Below are 22387 nucleotides of genomic sequence, written 5' to 3'. Positions count from 1 at the left end.
CACAAGGCCACTCCTACAGATGGGACACCGGCCAAGCCGGTGCCATCTTTCACCGCCGCAACTGCCGGGCGCGCTGCTCCAGCACCAGGTAGGTGATCACGGCTACCGCCAGCGGAATCAGGTAATACAGCGTGCGATAGCCCAACAGCGCCGCCACCAGGCTGCCTTGCCCGAGCTGGCCGTGCAGCAAGGCAAGGAAAACTGCTTCCAGCACCCCCAACCCCGCTGGAATATGCGCGACCACCCCAGCCACGCAACTGATCAGCAGCACCCCTAGCACCGACGGATAAAACAAATCCCCTGGCAGCAGCCAATAGATCAACGCTGCCATAAGCGCCCAGTTGCTGGCGCCCAGTGCCACCTGACACAAGGCCAAGCGGATGGACGGCAGCGTCAGTTCATGCCCGCGTAGGTGCCAGGTGCGGCGCTTGGCAAACGCACAGGCCAGCAGGTACCCCACGGCAACCGCAACCATCAACACGCCGATCAGGCGCAGCCCGGTCGCGCCCACGGCCCAGGTGTCTGGCAGCTTGACGGACCCCGAGGCAAACACGCAGCCCGCCAACACCAGGTAGCCCATCCAGTTGGTCAGCAAACCCAGGGTAAGGATGCGGGTGATGGTCGGCGTATCCAACCCCAGGCGGCCATACAACCGGTAGCGCAGCGCCACGCCACCCACCCAGGTGGTGAAGTTGAGGTTGAAGGCGTAACACACGAATGCCACTGGCAAAACCTGCCGCGCCGGCAATTGGTGGCCGGTGTAGGCCCGGGCCAGCAGGTCGTAGCTGGCAAACACCAGGTAACTGGCCAATGCCAGCAACAAGCCGATGGCCAGCGTGCCGGGTTTGTAGGCAAACAGCGACTGGCGCACTTCGGCCCAGTCGAGGTTGCGCGCCAAGGAGAACAACAGCACCGGAATCAGTATCACGAACAGCAGGGTCAACAGCCGTTTGCCCCATTTTTGCCAGCTCGCTTTGGCCATCAGGTCTTGCCCTCGTGGTAATTACCTTGCAGCTCGACCTCTGGCTGCAGCGACTTGAGTCGCTGGCGGTGCGCAGGAAACCAGCCGGCGATACGCGGAAAGTAGCGGGTGATGTGAAACCCCATGAAGATCAGCGGCGCACGCCACCAGTAGCCCCGGATCATCCGCTCCAGGGTCACCACTTTGCAGTGCTGGGCCGCAAGGCCCGTCAGGTGTTCGTGGAGCAGGGCATTGAACGCCCGGTCACGGATCAGCAGGTTGGCTTCAAGGTTCAGCGACAGGCTCAGGGGGTCCAGGTTGCTCGACCCCACCGTCGCCCAGGTGTCATCCACCAGTGCGACCTTGCCGTGCAACGGGCGCTGGCAATACTCGTAAATCTGCACCTTGTCGCGCAGCAGGTAGTTGTAGAGCAGCCGCGACAGCGTGCGCACCCAGCGCATGTCGGGCTGGCCCTGCAGGATCAGCGTCACTTCAACGCCGCGTCGGGCGGCATTGCGCAGTTCGCGCAACAGGCGGTAGCCGGGGAAGAAATAAGCATTGGCCACAACGATGCGTTGTCGGGCCTGGCGAAAGGCCTGCAGATACTGCTCTTCGATATCGTCCCGGTGCTTAAGGTTGTCGCGTTCCACCAGCGCCGCCTCGACACTGCCTGCCGGCGCTTGCGCCACCTCGACCTTGCTCGGGCTCTCAAGTACCGGGGCCAGCAAGCGGCGGCTGGAAGCATGGATTTGCGAAACTACCGGGCCGCGTACCTCAACGGCATAGTCCTGCTTGGCTTGCGGGCCGTAATCGCCGAGGTGGTCGGCGCTGTAGTTGATCCCGCCGATGAACGCGCGCTTGCCATCGATCACTACGATCTTGCGGTGCAAGCGGCGAAACAGGTTGGTACGCATGCCCGCGACCATCGGCTTGGGGTCGAAGGCATGGAAGCGCACCCCGGCATCGGTCATCGACGCCACGAATGCATCGCTCAGCTCGGCCGTGCCATAGCCGTCCGCCACCACCTCCACCCGCACGCCGCGCCGAGCGGCATCTATCAGTGCCTCGCGCAGCGGTTGCCCGACCTTGTCGTCATAGATGATGAAGGTTTCCAGCAGGATCTCATCCTGTGCCTCGGCCATGGCCTGGAACACGCGGGGGTAGTACTGCTCGCCGTTGATCAGCAACTCGACCTGGTTGCCGCTTTGCCATGCAGGTTTCATAGGGCCACCTCAGCCACCAGAGGAACATGGTCGGACAAGTGCGACCACGGGTATTTGGCCAGCACCTTGGCACTGCTGGCGCGGGCGTTGCGCAGGTAAATGCGGTCCAGGCGCAGCAGCGGCAGGCGCGCCGGAAAGCTCCGCGCAGGGCTGCCGAAGGCCTCGGTCAGGTGCTCGCTGAGCACCGCGTCTGCCTTCAGACGCCAGTCATTGAAGTCCCCGGCGATGATTACAGGGGCATCGGGCGGCAGGCTGTCGAGCAGCTCCAGCAGCAGATGAATCTGGCGCTGACGATGCGCTTCGCGCAGGCCCAGGTGCACGCACACTGCGTGCACCTGGTCGTGGCCGGGCACTTGCAGCCGGCAGTGCAGCAGGCCGCGTTGCTCGTTGCCATGGATGGACACGTCGCGGTTGTCGTATTCACTGATGGGGAATTTCGACAGCAGCGCATTGCCATGGTCGCCATGGGGGTACACCGCATTACGCCCGTAGGCAAACTGCGGCCACATGCTGTCGGCGAGAAACTCATACTGCGGCGTCTGCGGCCAGGTGGGATGGCGCTCGGCGTGCTGTTCATGGCTGCCATGCACTTCCTGCAGAAACACCAGGTCCGCGCCGGTAGCCCGTACCGCTTCGCGCAATTCTGGCAGGATGAAACGGCGGTTGAAGAAGGTAAAACCCTTGTGCACGTTGAGGGTCAGCACCGTGAGCCGGTGTACGGCGGCGGCTTTGTCGAGCAGGTTACCCGGGAGGGGAGTGTTCATAGCGCCACCTGCGAGGGTTCGCCTGGCTCGGTGATCAGGTCGCCATCCAGGCCCATTTTGCTGAGCAGCCTGCGAGCGTCATAGGGCGCATGAACTTTCTGGTCATTGTCGAAATAACAGTAAACGTCGCGCGTGGCGCGCTTGGCCGGCGCGCGCTGGACGATCAGATGCGCGTGCGCCGGCTGCCCACCTTCGCTCCAGGCCTGGATGCGCTCACACCAGTGGCGCAGCGCCTTTGCGGTGTAGCCGCTGCTGTACAGCTCGACGTCACCATGCAGGCGCAGGTAGACGAAATCGGCAGTAACATCCTCGACATAGGGCCATTTTCCGGCGCTGTCAGCCACCACCAAGGCAACTTTGTGCTTGCGCAGCAGCTTGACGAAGGCTTCACACAGAAAGCTTTCGTGGCGCACTTCCACGGCATGGCGCAGCCGGGCATTGCCCTTGATCTGCGCGCCGCCGTTGCTTTGCAAGCGTTCATTGCAGTGGCTGGCCAACGCCTGGGCCGCCTTGCGGTCACGCGGCAATTGCTTGAGAAACGCGGCGAAACGCGCCTCGTCGAACTTGAAATTGGGCGCGAACTGCCAGAGAAACGGCCCAAGCTTGTCGCCTAGCTGCAGCGGCCCTGACGCAAAGAAATTGGCCATTGGCTCCTGGATATCCTTGAGCCTGCGAACATGGGTGATATAACGCGGCGCCTTGACCGAGAAGACGAAGTCATCGGGTGTTTCATCGTGCCACTGGCGGAAGCGTTCGGGCGTTTGCAGAGCATAGAAGGTGCCGTTGATCTCAATGCTGTTCACTGCCCGCGAGGCGAACGCCAGTTCGTCGTTCTGGCGCAGCCCTTGCGGGTAGAAGTCCTTGCGCCATGGGCCATAGCGCCAACCGGATATGCCAATACGGATTTCGCTCACGCATGTCTCCCCATGCCATGGATGCTTTCTGCTGCGACACAGGAAACTGCCGCGGGGTTCAGCGCGGCTGACCAAGCGCTGGGTCCGGCATTGCCATTGGAACTTTGTGCTGCCGGGCGGCCTCCACCGCAAGCAAGCCTTGCACAGGAGCTGCGCCATGAAATTCGACCGTTTTGCCCAAGGGCTGGCCAAATTGACCGGTCGCCCACTGACCTTCGGCGTGGCGCTGGTGCTGATTCTGGTGTGGGGTATCAGCGGCCCGCTGTTCGACTTCAATGACACCTGGCAATTGGTGATCAACACCTCGACGACGATCATCACTTTCCTGATGGTGTTTCTGATTCAGAACACCCAGAACCGCGACAACGACGAGCTGCACATCAAGATCGACGAACTGCTGCGCACCACCAAGCGCGCGCACAAGGCGCTGCTGGACCTGGAGGACATGGACCCAGCCGAGCTGCATGCGCTGCGCAAGCACTACCAGCAGATGGGCGAGCAGGATGGGCAGCAGGCGCACACCGACTGACCTGGAGGACCCCATGGCCAGACACATCATCCACTTCACCGGCCCGATCAATTCGTCTACCTGCGGCAACCTGATCAACACCTGCTCGCGGGCTCAGCAACAAGGTGCCGAACTGTTGCAACTGAACATCGCGACGATGGGTGGGGAGTGCAGTTACGGCTTTACCCTGTACAACTTTCTGCGGGCTCTGCCGGTACCGGTGCATACACACAATCTGGGCACGGTGGAGTCGATGGGTAACATTCTGTTCCTCGCTGGCAGCCACCGCACCGCCTGCGCGCTGAGCAAGTTCCTGTTTCACCCATTTCACTGGACATTGCACGGCTCGGTAGACCACTCGCGCATGGCGGAGTACGCCATGAGCCTGGATTACGATTTGCAGTTGTACGCACGGATCGTCGCCGAACGGACCGAGGGGGCAGGGGAGGTGCTGGATGTGGCCCGGTACTTGATGGCGTACCCGCGGATTCTAGGCCCTAAAGAGGCACTCGCCAGTGGGATGATTCATGCCATCGATGAATTGCCGATCGAGGCGGGGTGTACGCAGTGGAGCGTGCATGCCTGAGCGTCGGGGTCTGTAAGGGCCGGTGCGGGGTTTCCTGTAACGGCCTAATGGCAGGCTATCGCCAGCGCCCATCCCATATCGATGCCGTCTACGCGGTCAGTGTAGGAGCGGCCTTGTGTCGCGAAAGGGCTGCGGAGCAGCCCCAGCGATTCTGGTAGGTGCACAGATCCTGGGGCTGCTTCGCAGCCCTTTCGCGACACAAGGCCGCTCCTACACAATCAAAAGCGGCTTGCCCGAAACCATAGAATCACCCACAAAGATTGCGTACCTCCACAATACCGAGACATGGCCGTAATGCTGTGGGAGGTCCCCCAGCCCTTCCAGGCTGCGCTGCCGCGCGCAGAGAACTGAGCAGCGTGGGAGCGGGCTTGCTCGGCGGTGGAAGTTGCCCTAGCGCACCGACGCCGCCATTCCCTTGTCGCAATGCAGCAGCGAATCGATCAAGCGCTTGATCTCACCATTAAGGGCGTCCACCCGGTCCAGCCTGGCAAAGCAGCAATCAGCGATCTCGTGGCTGGCGCTGGGCTTGGGCGCATCGGCGAAAACAGCCTCGAATACGTAGTGCGTACGCTGCGGCGATTCGTGCCGCATCAAAAATGTCAGCTCCTGTGCCAACAACCCGGTTTCTTCGAACAACTCGCGGGCAGCCGCTTGTAGCGGCGTCTCACCCGGCTCGATCTTGCCGCCCGGCAAGGTCCATGGCGCCTTGGGTTTGCGCACCCACAGCCACTTGCGCTGGTCGCCCGCCTGGCGGCAGATCACGCTAGCTCGGGGTTTGGCTGATTTCATGCAGGCTCCTTCTGGGCAAACGGGCAGTGTCCTGCCCATTGGTTGCTAAAAAACCTGCAAAAATTGCACCGAACTGATGAGCGGTCAGTAAGGCACCGAACCATTCAGCGCTTCGATGGCGTCGATCAGGTCGTCATAGCTCACTGGCTTGTTCAGGTGCCGGTCAAACCCCGACTGGCGCGACTTGTGTTGATCAGCGCTGGCGCCATAGCCGGTGAGGGCAATTGCCGGGGTGTAACGCAAATGCTCAAGGCCCCGCAGCGCCTTGATCAGGGCGTGGCCGTCCATGCCCGGCATACCGATGTCGGAAAGGATGATGTCATAGCGCCCCTCGCCAGCTGCCTCAAGCGCGGCTCGCGGGTCGCTGTAGGGCTCGACGTCGGCGCCTTCGATTTCCAGCAATTGCTGCATGACATCGAGGATTTCCACCGAATCGTCCACCAGCAGCACCCGCACGCCGCTCAAGCGGCCGTCGGCAACCTGTTCGCTGGCCTGGGCCTGGGCCTGCTGGCCTGGGTCGCACAGTGGCAGGCGCACGGTGAAGGTGCAGCCGCGGCCCAGGCCTTCCGAGTGAGCGGTGACCGTGCCGCCGTGGGCCTCGACCAGTTGGCGCACCAACGACAGGCCGATGCCCAACCCTTCACGGCTGTGGTTGGCCAGTTGCGGCGCGGCCTGGCTGAACAGGTCAAAGATGTGCTCCAGGCTATCCTCGGCAAGCCCCACCCCTTGGTCGATCACCTGCAGCGACGCCTGTTGCTGCTCGCAAGTGAGCAGCAAGCGGATCTCGCCACCAGGCGGGCTGAATTTCAGCGCATTGTTCAGCAGGTTCCAGATGATCTGCTCCAGGCGCGTGCTGTCGGCGTCGATGAATACTGGCGTCTCGCCAGGGGGTAGGTCCAGGTGCACGCTGCAACTGTGTTGCTCGCTCAACACCACGGCATGGATGCCGCGCAGTACCGCGCAGACGTCCACCGGCTGGGTCTTGAGCTTGAGTTTGCCGGTACGGATACGCGCTACATCGAGCAGGTCGTCGATGATCCGCGCCTGGCTTGCCACCGCCTCGCAGATCACCGCAACGGCCTTGCTGGCCACCCGGGTGCTGTTGACCACGCTCTGGCGCCGCAGAATCTCGGCATTGAGCTGGATCAGGTTGAGCGGGTGCTTGAGCTCATGGGACATGACGGCGAAGAACTCGTCCTTCATGTGGCTGGAGCTTTGCGACTCAGCCAGGCGTTTGCTTTGTTCGTCGTGCAGGCGTTGATGGCCGGTGAGGTCACGGGCGATCTTCACATAGCCGCGCAGGCTGCTGCCTTTGAGCCGTGAGACTTCGCCGGTGCAATAGAAGCGGCTGCCATCCTTGCGCACATGCCAGCGCTCGTCCTGCCCGCGGCCATGCAAGCGCGCCGCGCGCAGCTCACGCTCCGGAACGCCGCTGGCGCGGTCGGGGTCGGTGAAGATCAGTTGGTAATGCTGGCCCAGCACTTCGTCCTTGCCGTAGCCAAAAATCAGCGCAGCCCCGGTGTTCCAGTCGGTGATCAACCCCTCTTCGTCGAGCAGGATGATGGCGAAATCGTGGGTGCTTTCGGCCACCAGGCGCATACGTTCTTCGCCTTGGCGCAAGCGCTCTTCAGCGGCGCGGCTCTTGTTGATGTCGATGAACGTCAGCACCGTGCCATCGACGTTGCGCTCGCTGGCGCGGTAAGGGTGCAGGCGCGCCAGATACCAATGCTGGTTGTGCCCGAGCACTTCGCGCTCCAGCGTCGTCTCACGCTCGATCACTGCACGGGCGTCATCGGCAAGGCCCGGGTAGTCCAGGCGGTGGGTGATATCGAGCAGCGAGCGACCGGTGTCTACCGGCAGCATGCTGAAAATGTCGGTGGCGCGGGGAGTGAACCAGCGGATATGCAGGTTGCGGTCGACAAAAACGGTGGCGATGTCGGTGGAGGCGATCAGGTTGCTCAGGTAGTCGTTGACCTTGTCGGTTTCCTCGACCTTGGTCTTGAGTTCGTAATTGACTGTCAGCAGCTCTTCGTTGATCGACTGCAGCTCTTCCTTGCTGGTTTCGAGCTCCTCGCTGGCCGAGCGCAGCTCTTCGTTGATGGCCTGCATTTCTTCGTTGGAGGCCGTGAGTTCCTGGCTTGAGAGTTCCGATTGCTCGATGGTTTCTTGCAGTTGCAAGCGGGTGCGGTGCAGCTCGCGCTCAAGGTTGCTCAGCACGGTGCCTTCGGACTGCTGCGGCAAAGACTGATCGCGTGCATCGCGCACCAGGAACATCACCAGCAGGCATTCGCTGCCGCTGGGGTCGTCATGGTGCGGCTGGACCAGAATTTCGACGTCGCTGTGCTGCTCGTCGAGCAGCAGAGTGACCGACCGCGAGGTGACTGCCTGCCCGCTGCTGTGGGCCTGCATCATGCTGCTGCGCAGCGCCGGACGCAGGGGAGGCAGCACCAGGTTGAGCAGGCTGTGGCTCAGTTCGCCACCGGCGTGACGCAGGAACGGCCCGACGCCCTCGCTCATGTGCAAAATACTGCCGTCGCTGTCGACGATCAGGCTGGGCGGGGTACGCCGGGCCAGGGCACGGTGGTGAATCTCGGCATAGGACAGTTTTCGGCCGCCGCGCACCTTGACCTTGGGTTGGCTGCTTTCCGGCGCCTGCAGGCGAGCGGGTCGGCGGCTGCTTTGCACTTCACGGGCGCGGAAGATGCGGTTGCGTTTGTCCACGGCAACGAACAGGTCGGCGGCGATGTCGGCCGATTCGGAACTGCCCAGGAACAAATGGCCACCGGGGCGCAAGGCGAAGTGGAACAGGCGCAGGATGTCGCGCTGCACGTCGCGGTCCAGATAGATAAGCAGGTTGCGACAGACGATCAGGTCCAGTTGCGAGAACGGCGGGTCGGACAGCAGGTTGTGGCGGGCGAACAGGACTTTTTCGCGGACCTCTTTGCGCACCCGATAGTGCTGGTCTTCTGCGATGAAGAACTGGCGCAGGCGAGCGGCGCTGACATCGGTGCTGATGGCCTCGGGGTACTGCCCGGCGCGGCCGAGAGTGATGGCGCGCTCATCCAGGTCAGTGGCAAATACCTGCACCTTGGCACTGCGCCGTTCGACCGCCAATTGCTCGGTGACCAGCATCGCCAGGCTGTAAGCCTCCTCGCCGGTGGAACAGCCGGCCGACCAGATGCGGATCTCGTGCTCGCCTTCGTCGCCGTCGCAGATCAGGCCCGGCAGCACATGGCGTTGCAAGGCCTCGAAGGCTTCCTGGTCGCGGAAGAAATTGGTGACGCCAATCAGCATGTCGGCGAGCAACGCCCGGGACTCTTCGGCGTGCTGTTGCAGGAAGTCGCGGTAGCCAGCGAGCTCAGTCTGCCCCGTCACGTGCATCCGGCGCTCCAGGCGGCGCAGCAGCGTGGCGCGCTTGTAGTGCATGAAATCGTGGCCGGTAGTGCCATGCAGCAGGTGCAGGATTTCCTCAAGCAATGGGTCGCTGGCGGCCGGCGGGCCTTCACGCTCGCCCAATGCCGGCGGCAGGCTGTCATCCTCGATGCGCGGCAGTTTTACCTGGCTCGCGGTGTGCCACAGTTCGACCAGCTTGGCGGGGATCTGCGCCACCGGCAGTACCAGGTCGACCATGCCTGTGGCCAGCGCAGCCTGGGGCATATCGGGATACTGAGCATCTTCCGGGCTCTGCACCAAGGTCACGCCGCCTTGTTCTTTGATGCGCGAAAGGCCTACCGCGCCATCGCTGCCGGTGCCTGAGAGGACGACGCAGAACGCATGGTCCTTGTGCACATCGGCCAGGTCGCGGAAGAACAGGTCTATGGCCACATGATCGCCGCGGCTTCTTTGCGCAGGGCGCACCCGCAGGTAACCGTCGTTGGTCGACAGGCGATTGGCGGGGGAAATCACGTAGACATGGTTGCGCTCGATAGGCACCGCCTCGGTGACTTGACGCACCGGCATCTGGGTGACCGCTTGCAGAATGCGGTCGGCCCGGCTCTGGTGGTCTGGCGACAGATGCAGCACCACCACAAAGGCCATGCCGGTGTCGGACGGGGTGTGCTCGAACAAGGTACGCAGCGCCTCCAGGCCGCCCGCCGAGGCGCCAATACCCACCACCGGGAAGTCCAGGTGGCTGGGGCTCAGCGCCGGGTTATGCGGCGAGGCGAGGGTGGGTTTGCTGGTCGACTTCATGGGCACGAACCTTGTGCGATACGAAAAATGGCCCAGGGCGCAGGGCGCACCGGGCGGTGATTATAGGCACCGATTGCCCCTGGCTTCGAGCCTTTGCGCAGGCGCTGCCCAGGGCATGTCGAATAGTGCGCTTGAGACAACAGGCGAAGCGTAAAAGTGCTTGATGCACAGAAGCTTTTTGCTCCGTGTGGCCACAACGCAAGCCTCTTGCACGCCAACCACTGGCGCCACCGGTCCGATCAGGCGCAACGCTATTGAGCAGACCGCGCATTCATTGGCTCGGAACTAATGCACGGTGCTTTCCGTGACACGCCAAACCAATGCGTAAAGGAGAACCGACATGGCTCATGACCAGGAACAGACCAGCCGCCGTGGTGGCACCAAGGAGACCAACCCGGGCAATTTCGCCAACGACCGTGAGAAGGCCTCCCGCGCCGGGCATAAGGGCGGCCAGAACTCCGGGGGCAATTTTGCCAATGACCGTGCCCGCGCCTCCGAGGCCGGACGCAAAGGCGGGCAGAACAGCCACGGTGGTGGCCGCAACGCCTGATCGGCTTGGGTCGGGGCGCCAAAGCCCCGGCTTCCCATCTCTGCGCAGGAGACCGACAGCATGCGCGCACTCACCTACCACGGCTCTGGCGATGTCCGGGTCGACAATGTGCCAGAGCCTGAGCTGCAAGAAAGCGACGATATTCTGCTACGGGTGACCGCTACAGCGATCTGTGGCTCGGATTTGCACCTGTATCGCGGCAAGATCCCCATGGTCGACCAAGGCGATATTCTCGGTCACGAATTCATGGGGATCGTCGAGGAGGTGGGGCGTGACGTCACCGCCGTCTGCCCCGGTGATCGCGTGGTGATTCCATTCGTGATTGCCTGTGGCAGCTGTTTCTTCTGCCAGCACGAACTGTTCGCCGCCTGCGAGACTACCAATACGGGGCGCGGGGCGATCATCAACAAGAAGAGCATCCCGCCGGGCGCTGCGCTTTTCGGCTATAGCCACTTGTATGGCGGCATTCCCGGCGGTCAAGCCGATTACGTGCGGGTGCCCAAGGCCAATACCGGGCCTTTCAAAGTGCCTGGGCATCTGGCCGACGACAAAGTGCTTTTCCTCTCCGACATTCTGCCTACCGCCTGGCAGGCCGTGCGTAATGCCGAAATAGGGCAAGGTTCATCATTGGCGATTTTTGGGGCGGGCCCGGTCGGTTTGCTGACTGCTGCCTGCGCGCGGATGCTGGGCGCCGAGCAGATATTCATGGTCGATGAATGCGGTTATCGGCTCGACTACGCCCGCGATGCTTATGGTGTCATCCCCATCGATTTCAGCCACGACGATGACCCGGCCGATAGCATCATCCGGCAGACCGCTGGAATGCGCGGCGTGGACGCTGCGGTGGACGCTGTAGGGTTTGAAGCCAAAGGCAGCACGACGGAAACAGTGCTAACCGCTCTGAAGCTCGAAGGCAGCAGTGCCAAGGCTCTGCGCCAGTGCCTTGCAGCGGTGCGCCGTGGCGGAGTAGTGAGCGTCCCGGGCGTCTATGCCGGCTTCATTCATGGGTTCCTGTTTGGCGATGCCTTCGACAAAGGCCTGACGTTCCGCATGGGGCAAACCCATGTGCAGCGTTATTTGCCAGAGCTACTGGAACATATAGAAGCCGGGCGGCTGATCCCCGAGGCCATCGTGACCCACCGTATGGCGCTGGATGATGCGGTACGCGGGTACGAGATTTTTGACGAAATGCAAGAGCGTTGCCGCAAGGTAATCCTGATGCCGGGTGCTCCAGCACCGAGTTAAGGCCAATCGCCACTAGTGCGATCCTCTGCCTGTTTGCGGAAAAATTGAATCATCCAGGTCAGGGCTGATCAACCCTTGATTGAAACAGGCAGAAAGGAGGCCCGCCGCAATGCCCAGTCCCGAGCTTTACGTGATCGACTATCAGTTGCATGGCCAGCCACGCAGCTTCATCATCCGCCTTGAGCGCCTGGACAACGCTGAAGCGTGGCATTGGGCCAGCTGTGATGCCGGTGTAGGCATCATCCCCAAGTTTGGCCGTGAAAAGATCCGCAAGGTCAGCCGGCCGATGGCTGAGCGCTATGGCATTACCGACGTTCGCTGGCGCGTTTCGGGGGCCAAGGCCGGGCAGGTGGCAGGCTAGGTGCCAGGCGGGGCAGGGTCGCCCCGCACTGTGGTTCTTGATCAAGCGCCCGACTCGGGGTCAGTGGCGGGTACGCCGGGGCGGCTTTTATCGTCATCTGTCAGGTTTGGATCGGCATCCGGGTCATCGACCTGATCGTGCCGCGGCTCGGGCTCCAGGTCAGGCCAATCGCTTTGCGCGTCGCCGCCACCCATCTTCAGTGCAGTGCTCATTGTCAAACCCTCGCTCAGAACAGGCCTGCCACGCCGGCCGGCCTTGTACTAGTTGTGAGTCCCGGCAATCCGAGGCTGCGTCATCGGGTTCAAGCGCACACCGACAGACGGCAGGGGCTACTACTTAAGGCGACACTGCTGGAGGGACTGCAACGCGTTGCGCTACTATCGCGCCTCGCCAAACACTGCTGTCGCGCTGGACAAAGGACTGTATGCCTGTCACGTATTTCCACCGTTTGTGTGGCGCCCTGGTGTTGGCGCTGCTTACCGGCTGTGAGCCGCAACCGCCAATGCCGCTGGACCAGCAACTGTATGTCTGGCAACGCCAATGGCGCCCAGCCCACGAGCAGGCGCTGGCCGAGAGCCGTCGCGACTTTTCCACTTTGCGCGTTCTGGCGCTGCAGGCGCATCCGAAAGCCGGGTGGAGCAGGGCGCTGGTGAATCTTGCGCAACTCAAGGCCGATGGCCGGCCAGTCATCGCGGTGGTGCGCCTGGATGGGCAACTGCCGGCGCTGGATGTGCAACTGGCGCAACAGCAGATCGCGCAGTTAATCGCGCGCTGGCAACAGGCTGGTGTCACCCCAAGCGGCCTTGAGATCGACCATGACAGCGGCAGCGCGCGGTTGGCGGGTTACAGCCAGTTTCTGCAAGCGCTGCGCAAACAACTGCCCGCCGATATCAAACTGAGCATCACCGCTTTGCCAGCCTGGCTCGATAGCCCGAATTTACCGGAGCTTCTGGACGCGGTGGACAGCAGCGTATTGCAGGTGCACGCAGTGAGCGACCCGCGCCAAGGCCTGTTCGACCCGGTCAAAGCCAAAAGCTGGGCGCAGCGCTGGAGCCGGGCCAGCGATAAACCGTTTTACCTCGCCCTACCTGCTTACGGCGTTGCGCTGCTGCCCGATACTGGCGGCGCGCCGCTGGTGGAAAGCGAGGCGCCGCTGAACCACGCGGGCGAGCGGCGCGAATTGCTCGCCGACCCGCAACAGCTGGCCGACCTGGCCCTGCAAATGCGTGAGAAACCGCCCGCCCACCTGGCCGGGCTGATCTGGTTTCGCCTGCCACTGCCTGGCGACCGCCGCGCCTGGAGCCTGACCACACTGAAAGCTGTGGCCGCCGGCGATGCGCTGGCCAGCCAGTGGCAGGTCCAGTTTGTGAAGCGGGAAGGGCTGTACGACATCAGCCTGGTGAATGCCGGCAACCTCGATCAACCGCTGCCCAAGCGGGTGCAATTGGCTGCGCGTGGCTGCGACGGGGCTGATGGCATCAATGGCTACCGCGCCCAGCAAACACAACAACACCTCGAATTCACCCGCCAGGCCAGCGTTCGCGTTGCCGCCGGCGGCCGGCGTACCCTCGGTTGGGCGCGCTGTCTCGATATCAGTCAAGGAGCATGGAATGTCTATCCGTAACTGGCCGCATCGCTTGTTGTGCCTGTCCCTGAGCGTGCCGTTCGGTACGGCGCTGGCTTGCGGCCCGGACTTCCCGCTGCGCTTGCTGGACGACCGCGCACGCACGTTGGCAGAGCTGCCGGAAACCAACTTTGCTTTTGAAGTGAGCCGCCTCGGCCAGCAAATAGCCGGCCTGAAGCCGACAACCGAGCTCACCCTTACGCCTTACTGGTATGGCGAGGACAACGCCCGGCCGTATCGTGAACAGCGCGATCAGATCGAAGCCAATGAGTTGCCGGAAACCCTTCGCGACAAAGTCGCCCAACTGCGCAGCCTGAAGGATGCGCAGCAGGTCGAGGTGCAAGGCGCTGACCTTCCCGATGAGTTGCGCCTGTACACCGCAGGCGCAGTGGCGTTTGATACAGGTAATCACCCGCAGGCAGCGGCGTATTTCCGCAGCGTGCTGGCACTGCCGGCCGAGCAACGCAAACTGCGCAGCACTTGGGCGGCTTATTCGCTGGGCCGTGCATTGATGGCGCAGAGCACTGAGGCCGCCGATAGCGCCGAGCAGCTCCCGCAAACCCTGCGCGCGCAGGCTCAAAAAGCGTACGAGCAGGCCAGGGCGCTGAGCGCCGAGGGTTTCAGCGACCCACTGGAACTCGGCGTGGCAAGCCTTGGTGAGCAAGCCAGGCTGGCCCGGCTCGACGGCGATTGGGGCCACGCGGTGCAGTTGTACGCAAGCCAGACCCGCTTAGGTTCGCCCAGTGGCTACGGCTCGCTGCGCCAATTGGCCGGTGAGTTGGTGGCGATGCCCGATGCAGACCTGCAAACGCAACTCAAACAGCCGGCGGTGCAGAAGCTGATCACTGCGTATCTGCTCAGCCGTATGGCCTACTTCAACGACCCCCAGGAACAGGAACTGCGCCTGACCCGCATGCTGCAGGCAAGCGTCGGCGATAACCTGGAGAACGCCGATCGTCTGGCAGCCCTTAGCTACCAAGGCGGCGACTTCAAGGCCGCCAGAAGCTACCTGGAGCATGCAGGTGACACGGGTATGGCCTGGTGGGTACGAGCCAAGCTTGCCCTGCGCGATGGCGACAAGGCCCAGGCAGCCGCAGCATACGCAAAGGCGGCGGCAGCCTTCCCAAAAGACGAAGCCTGGGGCTGGCGGCAAACGCCAGACTGGGACTACGAAAGCGTTCGCCCAGGCTGCCGCGTTGATGGTGAGAGCGCGGTGCTGGCACTGGACCGCGGTGACTATGTGCAGGCCTTCGACCTGTTGTATCGCAGCCAGGACATCTACTGGCCAGACGCCGCAACGGTGGCCGAGCGTGTACTGACCCTCGACGAGCTCAAGGGCTATGTCGACGCCCAGGTGCCGGCACCGCCAGCGCCCAAGGAAGATGCCGACCCGTATGCACCACGCCCGGTCGCAGCCCAACTGCGCGACTTGCTGGGCCGCAGGTTGCTGCGCGAAGGCCGGTTCGCCGAAGCACCGGTCTATTTCAGTACGCCAGAGCTGCAAAGCGCTGCACGCCAATATGGCGAGCAGCGTGAGGAAGGCAAATCGCGCTGGACCGCAACCGGTCGTGCCGAAGCGCTGTACACCGCGGGTACCGTAGCGCGTAGGCAGGGCATGGAGATCCTGGGTTATGAAATGTCGCCAGACTACGGTTGGCTGGGCGGCAGCTTCAGCCTGGGTACGCCCGAGCTGAAGCCAGGCCCGTTCCTGGAGCCCGCCGAGTTGAAGCGCCAACAAGCTACTGAGGCAGCGCCCAACCTGCGTTACCACTACCGTTACATCGCCGCCGACCTGGCCAGTCAGGCAGCGGACCAACTGCCGCATACCAGCCAGGCCTTTGCCTCGGTGCTGTGCATCGGCGCAGGCTGGGTGGCCGGCAGCGAGCAGGAAGTCACGCTGTACAAGCGTTACGTTGAGCAAGGCCCCTACGTGCCATGGGCCGCCAACTTTGGCCAGCAGTGCGAGCAACCGAAGTTCGACGAGGTCAACAAGCGCTACATTGAACAAAAACTCAACGACGCCCGTGCAATGCTGCGGCCTTATAAAGTGCAACTGCTAGCGTTGGGTGTGCTGGTGCTCGGCGGCCTTGGCTGGCTGTGGGTGCGTCGGCGCAAGGCTCAAGGTTGATCCACTAAAAGTGAGGAGGGTGCTCGGATGATAGTGCGAGGGAAAGTTCTGACGCACGGCCGACTTGTTTTAGCGCTTTTCACCAGCCTGCTGGCCCCGCTTGCCAGCGCACAATATGTCGAAATGCCGCGTAGTGAGCAAATCAAGGCCTTCCGAGCGGCAGGCTTTACGCAGGAATCGACCGAGTGCGAGTTGGAAGAAGAGGGTGATTATGAACCGCCTTCGATGCAACCGCGCGATATCAACGGGGATGGGCGGCTGGATGGGCTCATTACCGAGTCGAGTGTTCACTGCTATGGCAATGCGCGGACTGGCTTTTATCTGGTCAGCCAGCAGGCTGATGGGAAATGGCGACAGCTTGCCAGCGGCGAGGGCGAGGTCAACTTTCTGAGCACTTCAGGCAAGGATGGGTGGCCGGATATCGAAATCGCCGGGCCGGGGTTTTGCAGGCCGGTGCTGCGGTATGACGGAGAGATTTATCGGCCTTATGCACGGGTTGGTAGTGGGTGCGAATAGCGGAATAGATGGCTGGCCAATATAACTAACCTAAATGTCTATTTAGAATAGTTATTTATAACGGTTATATATAAAGCCCGAGTTATGTATAGATTCGGTCATGCATGCGCTGGCTCTAGCTATTAATAGCGAGGACAGCTGAGGCTTTGCGTAGGCCGACATCTATATGCAACACGGCCACTAGCCTAGTGCTTGTCAGGTGAGACATTTGGGCTCGCTTCGCGAGGCAAGCCCGCTCTCACAAGAGCAGCTTTCATGCATGCTTTTGGTAGTGGTTTTGCCCCGCAAGGGGGCATCAGAGGACTTGGTCAGAGTTTCGATGTTGTTCCGGATCGGCGAATAGGCCTGAGGGTCGCAGTGAACTGGCCCGGGGCTGCGCGGTGTTTGCGTTGTACGACGCGACCCCATACTAGCTAGCCGTGCAAGCCCGGCCGATCCCGCAGAGTCATTTATCGAACGATGAACTGCCAGATAGCTATGCGCCGTGTGCGCAGTATGGGTACAGCACGCTGCGTTCATCTGATGCTTGTGTTCGAGAAACTCGCGGTGAGTTCAGGCGGCTGGCGTTTCATCGGCAGACGCCGAATGACCTGACTTTGCTTTTAGTGGGACAGCACTTTGGTTTTGTGTCAGACGGAGCGGAAGCTGGCTCCCGATCTAGCCAACCCACACCCCGGCAGCCTCATATTGATCTGCGCATAATGCATATTATGTTAAATAAGGTATTAAGCTCACAGTGGAATGCTAGTAACGGCGAGATCACTGCGCCTTGGGGGGTCACCTTGGTCGCAGCCACCCTGATCGCATTCAGAACGGTAACAACCGCCTGCTGTACGATCTTGCCCTCCAAACATGCAACACCTACCAGCGTTGCACGAAAAGCTCCTTTGTGAAGTCATCCGCGCAACTCGCTCACACGTTGGAGAAGACCTTCCTCATGGTCAGGCCGTACACGCCCACCGCAGCATCGCGGCGCAGTGCATAGAAGCTCTGCGCTCCCTGCGCCTGCTGAGCATGTGCTTATGACGCGATCGGCCTATACCTATGGGAACGCACCATAGACAAAGCCAGCATCAAAGATTTGACATTTTAGATTGCGATCGACATCATAAATGCGCGCAGGCCTAAGCTTGCCTACCGATCCATCCCCTACTAAAGCGACTAGGTTCGGACTCGACATGAACAGCAAAGTCTCGGGTGACCCTCTGCATGCGGATCTTGAGACCGGGGATTGCCTGTCGCGTCACTCAACCATGACCACTTCAGTATCTGTTGCCCCTTCGGCGATCAATAACTGCATCGTAGTGAATCAGGCCCGTCCAGCAGCCGAGGACAGTCACGGGTTAGCCGACCAGACCGGGGGGGCGCGCCAACTACTGGAGTCTCCAACTCTGCAGCACCCAACGAAGATCAAGTGGCGATCTTTGATGCTGGCCCCCTAGCTGAATCAATCCATCATCGCTTAAGTCCCAACAAAAACTGGAGAAAACATGGACTATCGTATTTTTGGGAAAACCGGCCTCAAAGTAGCCGAGCTCGCCTTAGGCACAGGTAATTTTGGTACTCGGTGGGGCCATGGCGCCGACGCAGACACCAGCAAAGCCATCTTCAATGCCTATGCAGAAGCGGGTGGTAACTTCATCGATACAGCAGACGCCTATCAGTTTGGGCAGTCCGAGGAATTGCTGGGCAGCCTGCTTGCAGGGCGACGCGACAATTTTGTCGTCGCCACGAAATTTACCAATGGCGCGGCGTCCGATAGCAATCGCTTAACCACGGGGAATAGCCGCCGTGCGTTGGTGACATCGGTAGAAGCGAGCCTCAAACGCCTCAACACAGACCGCATCGATCTGTACTGGGCGCATCGTCCGGATGGTGTAACCCCCCTTGAAGAACTCGTAAGAGGTTTTGAGGACCTGGCGCGAGCGGGCAAAATCCTTTATGCAGGCCTTTCAAACTTCCCCGCCTGGCAATTGAGCCGTGCCGCAACATTGGCCGAACTGACCAATGCCCTACCTATTGCAGCTGTCCAGTTCGAGCATAGCCTGGTTCATCGTCAGCCTGAGGCCGATCTATTTCAGGCCTCGGATGCACTTGGGCTCGGTGTCGTGACGTGGTCGCCTTTGGGCGGCGGCATGCTCACCGGTAAATATCGAAACGGTGAAAAAGGAAGAGCCGAAGGCTTCGGCGGCAAAGTCTTTCAAGCAGAAAACTCTGCCCAACGCACACGCATCTTGGATACCACCCTGGCTATAGCCAGAGAGCTGAATGTCAGTGCTGGCCAAGTCGCGATTAAATGGGCATGCACACATGGCGCTATACCTATCATCGGCCCCCGTTCCGAGCAGCAGTTGGTAGACAACTTAGGCGCGTTGTCGGTGGTGCTTTCCCCTGACCAACTTGACAGGCTGAATAGTGTCAGTCGCTTGGATGAGGATTGAGAATTTCCAGCATCGCTGCACTTCAGTCGCAAAAAGTGCCCGCCAAGACGGGCACTAGCTCCATCTCAAGCTGTTTGCGCAGCCCCCTGCTCCACCAGCGCGCGCCAGGCTTGCACGCTTGGGCGCTCTTGCATCCGCCTGTGCCACTCGCGTAAAGCCACGCAATCATCGGGCACCGGCAACTTCACCAGCGACGCGAAGATCATTCCTCCCAGCACCGTTATATCGGCCATCGAGAAACTGTCCCCAACAATGAACGGTTGGCCCCGCAGAACGCTATCGAAATAACGCATGCCCCTGATCGCCTTCTCCCCCATCTTGGTGCCCCATTCGGGGTTTTGGTACAGCTCGACCTTTGGCCCCAAGCCTGGTGTGGCGTGATGGAAGTAAACGCTTACAGCGTCCAGAAACTCTATCTCGGCACGCTTGGTCATCATGTGAATGAGGCCTTTCTCCAACGCGGTGGTGCCGCTGAGCGTCGGGTTTCCGTCCAGGCTGTCGAGATACTGGGTAATAGCCGTACATTCCGCGATGCGAGTTCCGTCATCGAGCTCCAGCACCGGAAGCGTGCCGGAGTAATTGATGGCCAGGAACTCCGGTTGCTTGTGCTCCCCGGTCCAAAGGTTCACCGAGACGAAATCGGTGTTTGCCATCAATCCTTTTTCAGCGAGCGCAATGCGCACACGGGCAGGATATGGCCCGTCGAACCAATCGTAAATTTTGAGCCGAGCGGCATTGGTTTCGATCTGGGGGGCGAGTGAAGAAGTCATGGTTGTCTACCTGCCTGTCAGTTGGCAGGCAAAGATTGAAGCTGTTTTTACTCCTTGTCAATACCTACCTATCAGTTGGCAGGTAGGCAGTTGTGAGCTAGACTGGGGCCCTATTAATTGGGCCCAGGAGATGGGACGTGAGCGAGAACGCGCGGGAAGCCATCTTGGCTGCTGCCAAATCAGCGGCGCAATTGCACGGCTACAACGGTATTAACTTCCGAAGCATTGGCGAGGAAGTGGGTATCAAGAATGCGAGCATCTATTACCACTTCCGCAGCAAGGCGGACCTGGGCGCAGCGGTAGCCGAGCGCTACTGGCAAGATACTCTCGCTGTTCTGGAGGGGATCCGAGCCTCGACCCCGGATCCGCAGGCCTGTCTGGCGCTTTACCCGTCGATCTTCAGAGTATCGTTAGAGCAAAACAACAGGCTCTGCCTGGCCAGCTTCATGGCGGCGGAAACCGGCGACTTACCTGAACCAGTGTTAAGCCAGGTCCAGAAATTCGCAGACGTTAACATACGGTGGCTCGCAGAAGTGTTGGCCGATGCTGGCTGTACTGATACCAAGACGTCTGATCGGAAGGCGCGCGCCATTTACACCGCTGTTGCGGGTGCGCAACTGATGGCCCGAAGCCGGTCTGACATGGATCTGTTTGACGATGTGCTGATGACTTACCAGCAGGCGGGGTTATTTCGTCCCTGACGAAGCAACAGCGCTGTTGGCGCTCGTCATTGCAACGCCACGCGCCCCCGACCTCCGGCACCGCTGCGAACAATACTTCACCTCCTCCCAACACCGCGCCCAGCGCTTGCGCCAGTTAAACGGCCGCCCACACACCACGCAAACCTTGCTCGGCAACAGCCCCTTCTTCACACCCCCTCCCCCGCATCCAGCCTGGCCAGCAGCGTCTGCCCACGGGCCCAAACCGCCTCGCGCCGCTCCGCGGGCATGCCATCGAGGTTTCGATAAACCAACGCCAACCGGGGATTGTCTGCAAACTGCTCGCGATGGCGAATGATGAAATGCCAATACAAGGCATTGAACGGGCATGCGGTTTCCTCAACCACCTGGTCCACCCGGTAACTGCAGGCCTTGCAGTGATCGGACATACGCTGAATGTAACGCCCACTGGCACAATACGGCTTGGACCCCAGATACCCGCCGTCCGCATGCATCACCATGCCCAGCGTGTTCGGCAGCTCGACCCAATCGAACGCATCCATATAAACCGCCAAGTACCACTCGCAAATGGCACTGGGCACGATGCCCGCCAGCAGCGCGAAGTTGCCGGTGATCATCAGCCGCTGGATATGATGGGCGTAGCCCAGTTGCAGGGTTTGGCCGATGGCCTGGGCCATGCAGCGCATTTGCGTATGGCCGGTCCAGTAAAACTCGGGCAATGCGCGCTGGTTGCCCAGATGGTTCAAGCCTGCGTACTCAGGCATGCGCAGCCAATAAATGCCACGTACGTACTCGCGCCAGCCAATCAACTGGCGGATGAACCCCTCGGCGGCGTTGAGCGGCACCCTGCCCTCGCGCCAGGCGGTGTCGACATCCAGGCACAGCCGGCGCACGTCGAGCAGCCCGATGTTCAGCGCCGCGCTGATACGCGCATGGAACAAATAAGGCTCGCCTTCGGCCATGGCGTCCTGGTAGTCACCGAACGCCGCAAGGCCAAAGTCTAGAAAGTGCTGCCACAGCTGTTCGGCCTCGGCGTGGGTTACCGGGTAGTCGAAACCTTCCACGGCGCCGTAGTGGTCGCTGAAATGCTCGCGCACCAGCTGGGTAACCGCCACGGTGATTGCGTCGGGCGCAAAGCGTGCAGGGAATGGGCCGCGCAGGCCGCGGGGCAGTGCCTTGCGGTTGTCACTGTCAAAATTCCAGGCGCCGCCGGCAGGGCTGCCGTCTGGCTGCATCAGATAGCCGCTGCGCTTGCGCATGCCGCGATAGAACTGCTCCATACGCAGTTGCGGGCGGCCTTGGGCCCAGCGGGCAAAGGCTGCGCGCGAGCACAGAAAGCGATCATCGCGGTGCCATACCAACGGCAGATGGGCGTCACGCAGCGCCTGTTCCAGGCGCCATTCGCCGCACTCGGTGAAGTGGATTTCGCTGGCACCCAAGGTTCGCTGCCAGCGCCGAAGTTCGCAAGCGATAGAGCCGGTGTTGCCTGCGGCGTCCAGCGTCACATAGTGCACCTGCCAACCCCGGGCGCGCAGCGCCTCGGCAAAATGGCGCATGGCGCTGAAAATCAGGATGATTTTCTGGGGGTGATGCGGCACATAGCGCGCTTCCACTGCGACCTCGGCCATCAGGATGGCGTCGTGTGCCGGTTCTAGCGCTCTCAGCCCGGCCAGGTCGAACGATAGCTGGTCGCCCAGTACCAACCCTAATCGCGGTGCGCGGGCTACCACGGGCTGGCGAGGCCCACCGGCACGCGTAACGGCGCGACGGGGCCGTCACGCTGGCCGCACATCTCGTCGTGCACCACATGTTGCACCAGCATGCAGGGCACCGTTGGCAAGCCCTCAAGCAGGTGGCGCAGCTCAGTGGTAGAGCGCAGCCGCATGGGTTGGCCGTGGCTGTCGCTCAAGGTTTGCGGGCCGGTAGCGGTCAGGGCGCGCAGGATATAAAAGCCGCCTTCGAGCGACAGCAGCTCCAACTCTTGCACCGCACCGTTATGGAGCAGCTCAGTGAGCCTGTTCAAGTTCATGCTATACCCTCCTCCACGCGCCATAACGACGGTTTGCGCTTGTTCTACCGGTTCGGTATCTTGCCAAATATTGTACATGATGGGTTTCTTGTACAGGTATTTCAGCG

21 protein-coding genes are annotated in these 22387 nt (G+C 61.3%); 10 read left to right on the top strand and 11 right to left on the bottom strand.

The genetic code is table 11. The features are described from left to right. Window positions 1-49 precede the first annotated feature (49 nt). Genes HU719_RS08645 through HU719_RS08630 form a run of 4 tightly spaced genes read right to left on the bottom strand, consistent with a single transcriptional unit; the run spans window position 50 to window position 3862 of the window. Window positions 50-982: a lysylphosphatidylglycerol synthase domain-containing protein gene (locus HU719_RS08645; protein WP_186520947.1), complete on the bottom strand. Its 933-nt coding sequence runs from the start codon at window positions 980-982 to the stop codon at window positions 50-52. Beyond that, the gene (clsB, locus tag HU719_RS08640; protein WP_186520946.1) at window positions 982-2184 is read right to left on the bottom strand and encodes a cardiolipin synthase ClsB; all 1203 of its coding nucleotides are present in this window, start codon (window positions 2182-2184) and stop codon (window positions 982-984) included. The genes HU719_RS08645 and clsB overlap by 1 nt, the downstream gene beginning before the upstream one ends. After that, on the bottom strand, window positions 2181-2948 hold the full coding sequence (locus HU719_RS08635) for an endonuclease/exonuclease/phosphatase family protein (RefSeq protein WP_186520945.1): 768 nt from the start codon (window positions 2946-2948) through the stop codon (window positions 2181-2183). The genes clsB and HU719_RS08635 overlap by 4 nt, the downstream gene beginning before the upstream one ends. Continuing rightward, window positions 2945-3862 carry a DUF72 domain-containing protein gene (locus HU719_RS08630; protein ID WP_367616402.1) on the bottom strand — a complete coding sequence of 306 codons (918 nt, stop codon included), beginning with the start codon at window positions 3860-3862 and terminating at the stop codon, window positions 2945-2947. The genes HU719_RS08635 and HU719_RS08630 overlap by 4 nt, the downstream gene beginning before the upstream one ends. A gap of 157 nt (window positions 3863-4019) precedes the next feature. Here HU719_RS08630 and HU719_RS08625 point away from each other — a divergent pair, with 157 nt between their 5' ends. Both HU719_RS08625 and HU719_RS08620 read left to right on the top strand, forming a co-directional pair. Further along, on the top strand, window positions 4020-4391 hold the full coding sequence (locus HU719_RS08625) for a low affinity iron permease family protein (protein WP_186520943.1): 372 nt from the start codon (window positions 4020-4022) through the stop codon (window positions 4389-4391). Window positions 4392-4404: 13 nt separating this feature from the next. Continuing rightward, window positions 4405-4956 (top strand): ATP-dependent Clp protease proteolytic subunit, encoded by a 552-nt coding sequence (locus tag HU719_RS08620; RefSeq protein WP_186536865.1) that lies wholly within the window; start codon window positions 4405-4407, stop codon window positions 4954-4956. 390 nt (window positions 4957-5346) lie between these two features. Here the strand turns inward: HU719_RS08620 and HU719_RS08615 are convergent, their stop codons facing one another. Together HU719_RS08615 and HU719_RS08610 are read right to left on the bottom strand one after the other, a co-directional pair. Continuing rightward, window positions 5347-5745, bottom strand: coding sequence for an NUDIX hydrolase (locus HU719_RS08615; protein WP_186520472.1), 399 nt, complete (start codon window positions 5743-5745; stop codon window positions 5347-5349). Between the two features lie 84 nt (window positions 5746-5829). Then, window positions 5830-9936, bottom strand: coding sequence for a CheR family methyltransferase (locus HU719_RS08610; protein ID WP_186536950.1), 4107 nt, complete (start codon window positions 9934-9936; stop codon window positions 5830-5832). Between the two features lie 340 nt (window positions 9937-10276). On the opposite strand from HU719_RS08610, the gene HU719_RS08605 reads away from it, so the two are divergent. From HU719_RS08605 to HU719_RS08595, 3 genes are all read left to right on the top strand, one after another. After that, window positions 10277-10486 (top strand): con-10 family general stress protein, encoded by a 210-nt coding sequence (locus tag HU719_RS08605; protein ID WP_186520474.1) that lies wholly within the window; start codon window positions 10277-10279, stop codon window positions 10484-10486. Between the two features lie 60 nt (window positions 10487-10546). After that, window positions 10547-11731 (top strand): zinc-dependent alcohol dehydrogenase, encoded by a 1185-nt coding sequence (locus HU719_RS08600; RefSeq protein ID WP_186536951.1) that lies wholly within the window; start codon window positions 10547-10549, stop codon window positions 11729-11731. A gap of 109 nt (window positions 11732-11840) precedes the next feature. Next, a complete protein-coding gene (locus HU719_RS08595; RefSeq protein ID WP_186536952.1) occupies window positions 11841-12092 on the top strand; it encodes a DUF6555 family protein in 252 nt (83 codons plus the stop codon). Window positions 12093-12133: 41 nt separating this feature from the next. On the opposite strand, the gene HU719_RS08590 is transcribed toward HU719_RS08595, so the two are convergent. Continuing rightward, window positions 12134-12304 carry a hypothetical protein gene (locus HU719_RS08590; RefSeq protein ID WP_186536953.1) on the bottom strand — a complete coding sequence of 57 codons (171 nt, stop codon included), beginning with the start codon at window positions 12302-12304 and terminating at the stop codon, window positions 12134-12136. Between the two features lie 212 nt (window positions 12305-12516). On the opposite strand from HU719_RS08590, the gene HU719_RS08585 reads away from it, so the two are divergent. From HU719_RS08585 to HU719_RS08570, 4 genes are all read left to right on the top strand, one after another. Continuing rightward, window positions 12517-13716 (top strand): DUF3142 domain-containing protein, encoded by a 1200-nt coding sequence (locus tag HU719_RS08585; RefSeq protein WP_437179646.1) that lies wholly within the window; start codon window positions 12517-12519, stop codon window positions 13714-13716. After that, window positions 13703-15844 carry a hypothetical protein gene (locus tag HU719_RS08580; RefSeq protein WP_186536954.1) on the top strand — a complete coding sequence of 714 codons (2142 nt, stop codon included), beginning with the start codon at window positions 13703-13705 and terminating at the stop codon, window positions 15842-15844. The genes HU719_RS08585 and HU719_RS08580 overlap by 14 nt, the downstream gene beginning before the upstream one ends. Window positions 15845-15871: 27 nt before the next feature. Then, a complete protein-coding gene (locus HU719_RS08575) occupies window positions 15872-16360 on the top strand; it encodes a hypothetical protein (RefSeq protein ID WP_225917130.1) in 489 nt (162 codons plus the stop codon). A gap of 1490 nt (window positions 16361-17850) precedes the next feature. Beyond that, window positions 17851-18801 (top strand): aldo/keto reductase, encoded by a 951-nt coding sequence (locus HU719_RS08570; protein ID WP_186536955.1) that lies wholly within the window; start codon window positions 17851-17853, stop codon window positions 18799-18801. 65 nt (window positions 18802-18866) lie between these two features. Here HU719_RS08570 and HU719_RS08565 read toward each other — a convergent pair whose 3' ends face one another. Then, window positions 18867-19571 (bottom strand): glutathione S-transferase, encoded by a 705-nt coding sequence (locus HU719_RS08565; protein ID WP_186536956.1) that lies wholly within the window; start codon window positions 19569-19571, stop codon window positions 18867-18869. Between the two features lie 137 nt (window positions 19572-19708). Between HU719_RS08565 and HU719_RS08560 the strand changes: the two genes are divergently transcribed. Further along, window positions 19709-20272 (top strand): TetR/AcrR family transcriptional regulator, encoded by a 564-nt coding sequence (locus HU719_RS08560; protein ID WP_186536957.1) that lies wholly within the window; start codon window positions 19709-19711, stop codon window positions 20270-20272. Here HU719_RS08560 and HU719_RS08555 read toward each other — a convergent pair. From HU719_RS08555 to HU719_RS08545, 3 genes are read right to left on the bottom strand one after another with little or no spacing between them, the layout of a single operon-like run. Next, window positions 20258-20443 (bottom strand): DUF2256 domain-containing protein, encoded by a 186-nt coding sequence (locus HU719_RS08555; RefSeq protein ID WP_186536958.1) that lies wholly within the window; start codon window positions 20441-20443, stop codon window positions 20258-20260. The two genes, HU719_RS08560 and HU719_RS08555, sit on opposite strands and share 15 nt — an antisense overlap. Then, window positions 20440-21981, bottom strand: coding sequence for a cryptochrome/photolyase family protein (locus HU719_RS08550; protein WP_186536959.1), 1542 nt, complete (start codon window positions 21979-21981; stop codon window positions 20440-20442). Before HU719_RS08550 ends, HU719_RS08555 begins: the two co-directional genes overlap by 4 nt. Then, window positions 21975-22280: a DUF6482 family protein gene (locus HU719_RS08545; RefSeq protein WP_186536960.1), complete on the bottom strand. Its 306-nt coding sequence runs from the start codon at window positions 22278-22280 to the stop codon at window positions 21975-21977. The genes HU719_RS08550 and HU719_RS08545 overlap by 7 nt, the downstream gene beginning before the upstream one ends. Window positions 22281-22387: the final 107 nt, after the last annotated feature.

The sequence above is a fragment of the Pseudomonas farsensis genome (assembly GCF_014268805.2).
Classification (GTDB): domain Bacteria; phylum Pseudomonadota; class Gammaproteobacteria; order Pseudomonadales; family Pseudomonadaceae; genus Aquipseudomonas; species Aquipseudomonas farsensis.
The sequence above is the reverse complement of the archived record's forward strand: the minus strand, read 5'-3'. Positions and strand labels throughout refer to the sequence as shown.

Coding starts and splice junctions, on each gene's coding strand:
- HU719_RS08645 (WP_186520947.1), bottom strand. CDS start 982: ATGGCCAAAGCGAGCTGGCAAAAATGGGGCAAACGGCTGTTGACCCTG.
- clsB (WP_186520946.1), bottom strand. CDS start 2,184: ATGAAACCTGCATGGCAAAGCGGCAACCAGGTCGAGTTGCTGATCAAC.
- HU719_RS08635 (WP_186520945.1), bottom strand. CDS start 2,948: ATGAACACTCCCCTCCCGGGTAACCTGCTCGACAAAGCCGCCGCCGTA.
- HU719_RS08625 (WP_186520943.1), top strand. CDS start 4,020: ATGAAATTCGACCGTTTTGCCCAAGGGCTGGCCAAATTGACCGGTCGC.
- HU719_RS08620 (WP_186536865.1), top strand. CDS start 4,405: ATGGCCAGACACATCATCCACTTCACCGGCCCGATCAATTCGTCTACC.
- HU719_RS08615 (WP_186520472.1), bottom strand. CDS start 5,745: ATGAAATCAGCCAAACCCCGAGCTAGCGTGATCTGCCGCCAGGCGGGC.
- HU719_RS08610 (WP_186536950.1), bottom strand. CDS start 9,936: ATGAAGTCGACCAGCAAACCCACCCTCGCCTCGCCGCATAACCCGGCG.
- HU719_RS08605 (WP_186520474.1), top strand. CDS start 10,277: ATGGCTCATGACCAGGAACAGACCAGCCGCCGTGGTGGCACCAAGGAG.
- HU719_RS08600 (WP_186536951.1), top strand. CDS start 10,547: ATGCGCGCACTCACCTACCACGGCTCTGGCGATGTCCGGGTCGACAAT.
- HU719_RS08595 (WP_186536952.1), top strand. CDS start 11,841: ATGCCCAGTCCCGAGCTTTACGTGATCGACTATCAGTTGCATGGCCAG.
- HU719_RS08590 (WP_186536953.1), bottom strand. CDS start 12,304: ATGAGCACTGCACTGAAGATGGGTGGCGGCGACGCGCAAAGCGATTGG.
- HU719_RS08585 (WP_437179646.1), top strand. CDS start 12,517: ATGCCTGTCACGTATTTCCACCGTTTGTGTGGCGCCCTGGTGTTGGCG.
- HU719_RS08580 (WP_186536954.1), top strand. CDS start 13,703: ATGTCTATCCGTAACTGGCCGCATCGCTTGTTGTGCCTGTCCCTGAGC.
- HU719_RS08575 (WP_225917130.1), top strand. CDS start 15,872: ATGATAGTGCGAGGGAAAGTTCTGACGCACGGCCGACTTGTTTTAGCG.
- HU719_RS08570 (WP_186536955.1), top strand. CDS start 17,851: ATGGACTATCGTATTTTTGGGAAAACCGGCCTCAAAGTAGCCGAGCTC.
- HU719_RS08565 (WP_186536956.1), bottom strand. CDS start 19,571: ATGACTTCTTCACTCGCCCCCCAGATCGAAACCAATGCCGCTCGGCTC.
- HU719_RS08545 (WP_186536960.1), bottom strand. CDS start 22,280: ATGAACTTGAACAGGCTCACTGAGCTGCTCCATAACGGTGCGGTGCAA.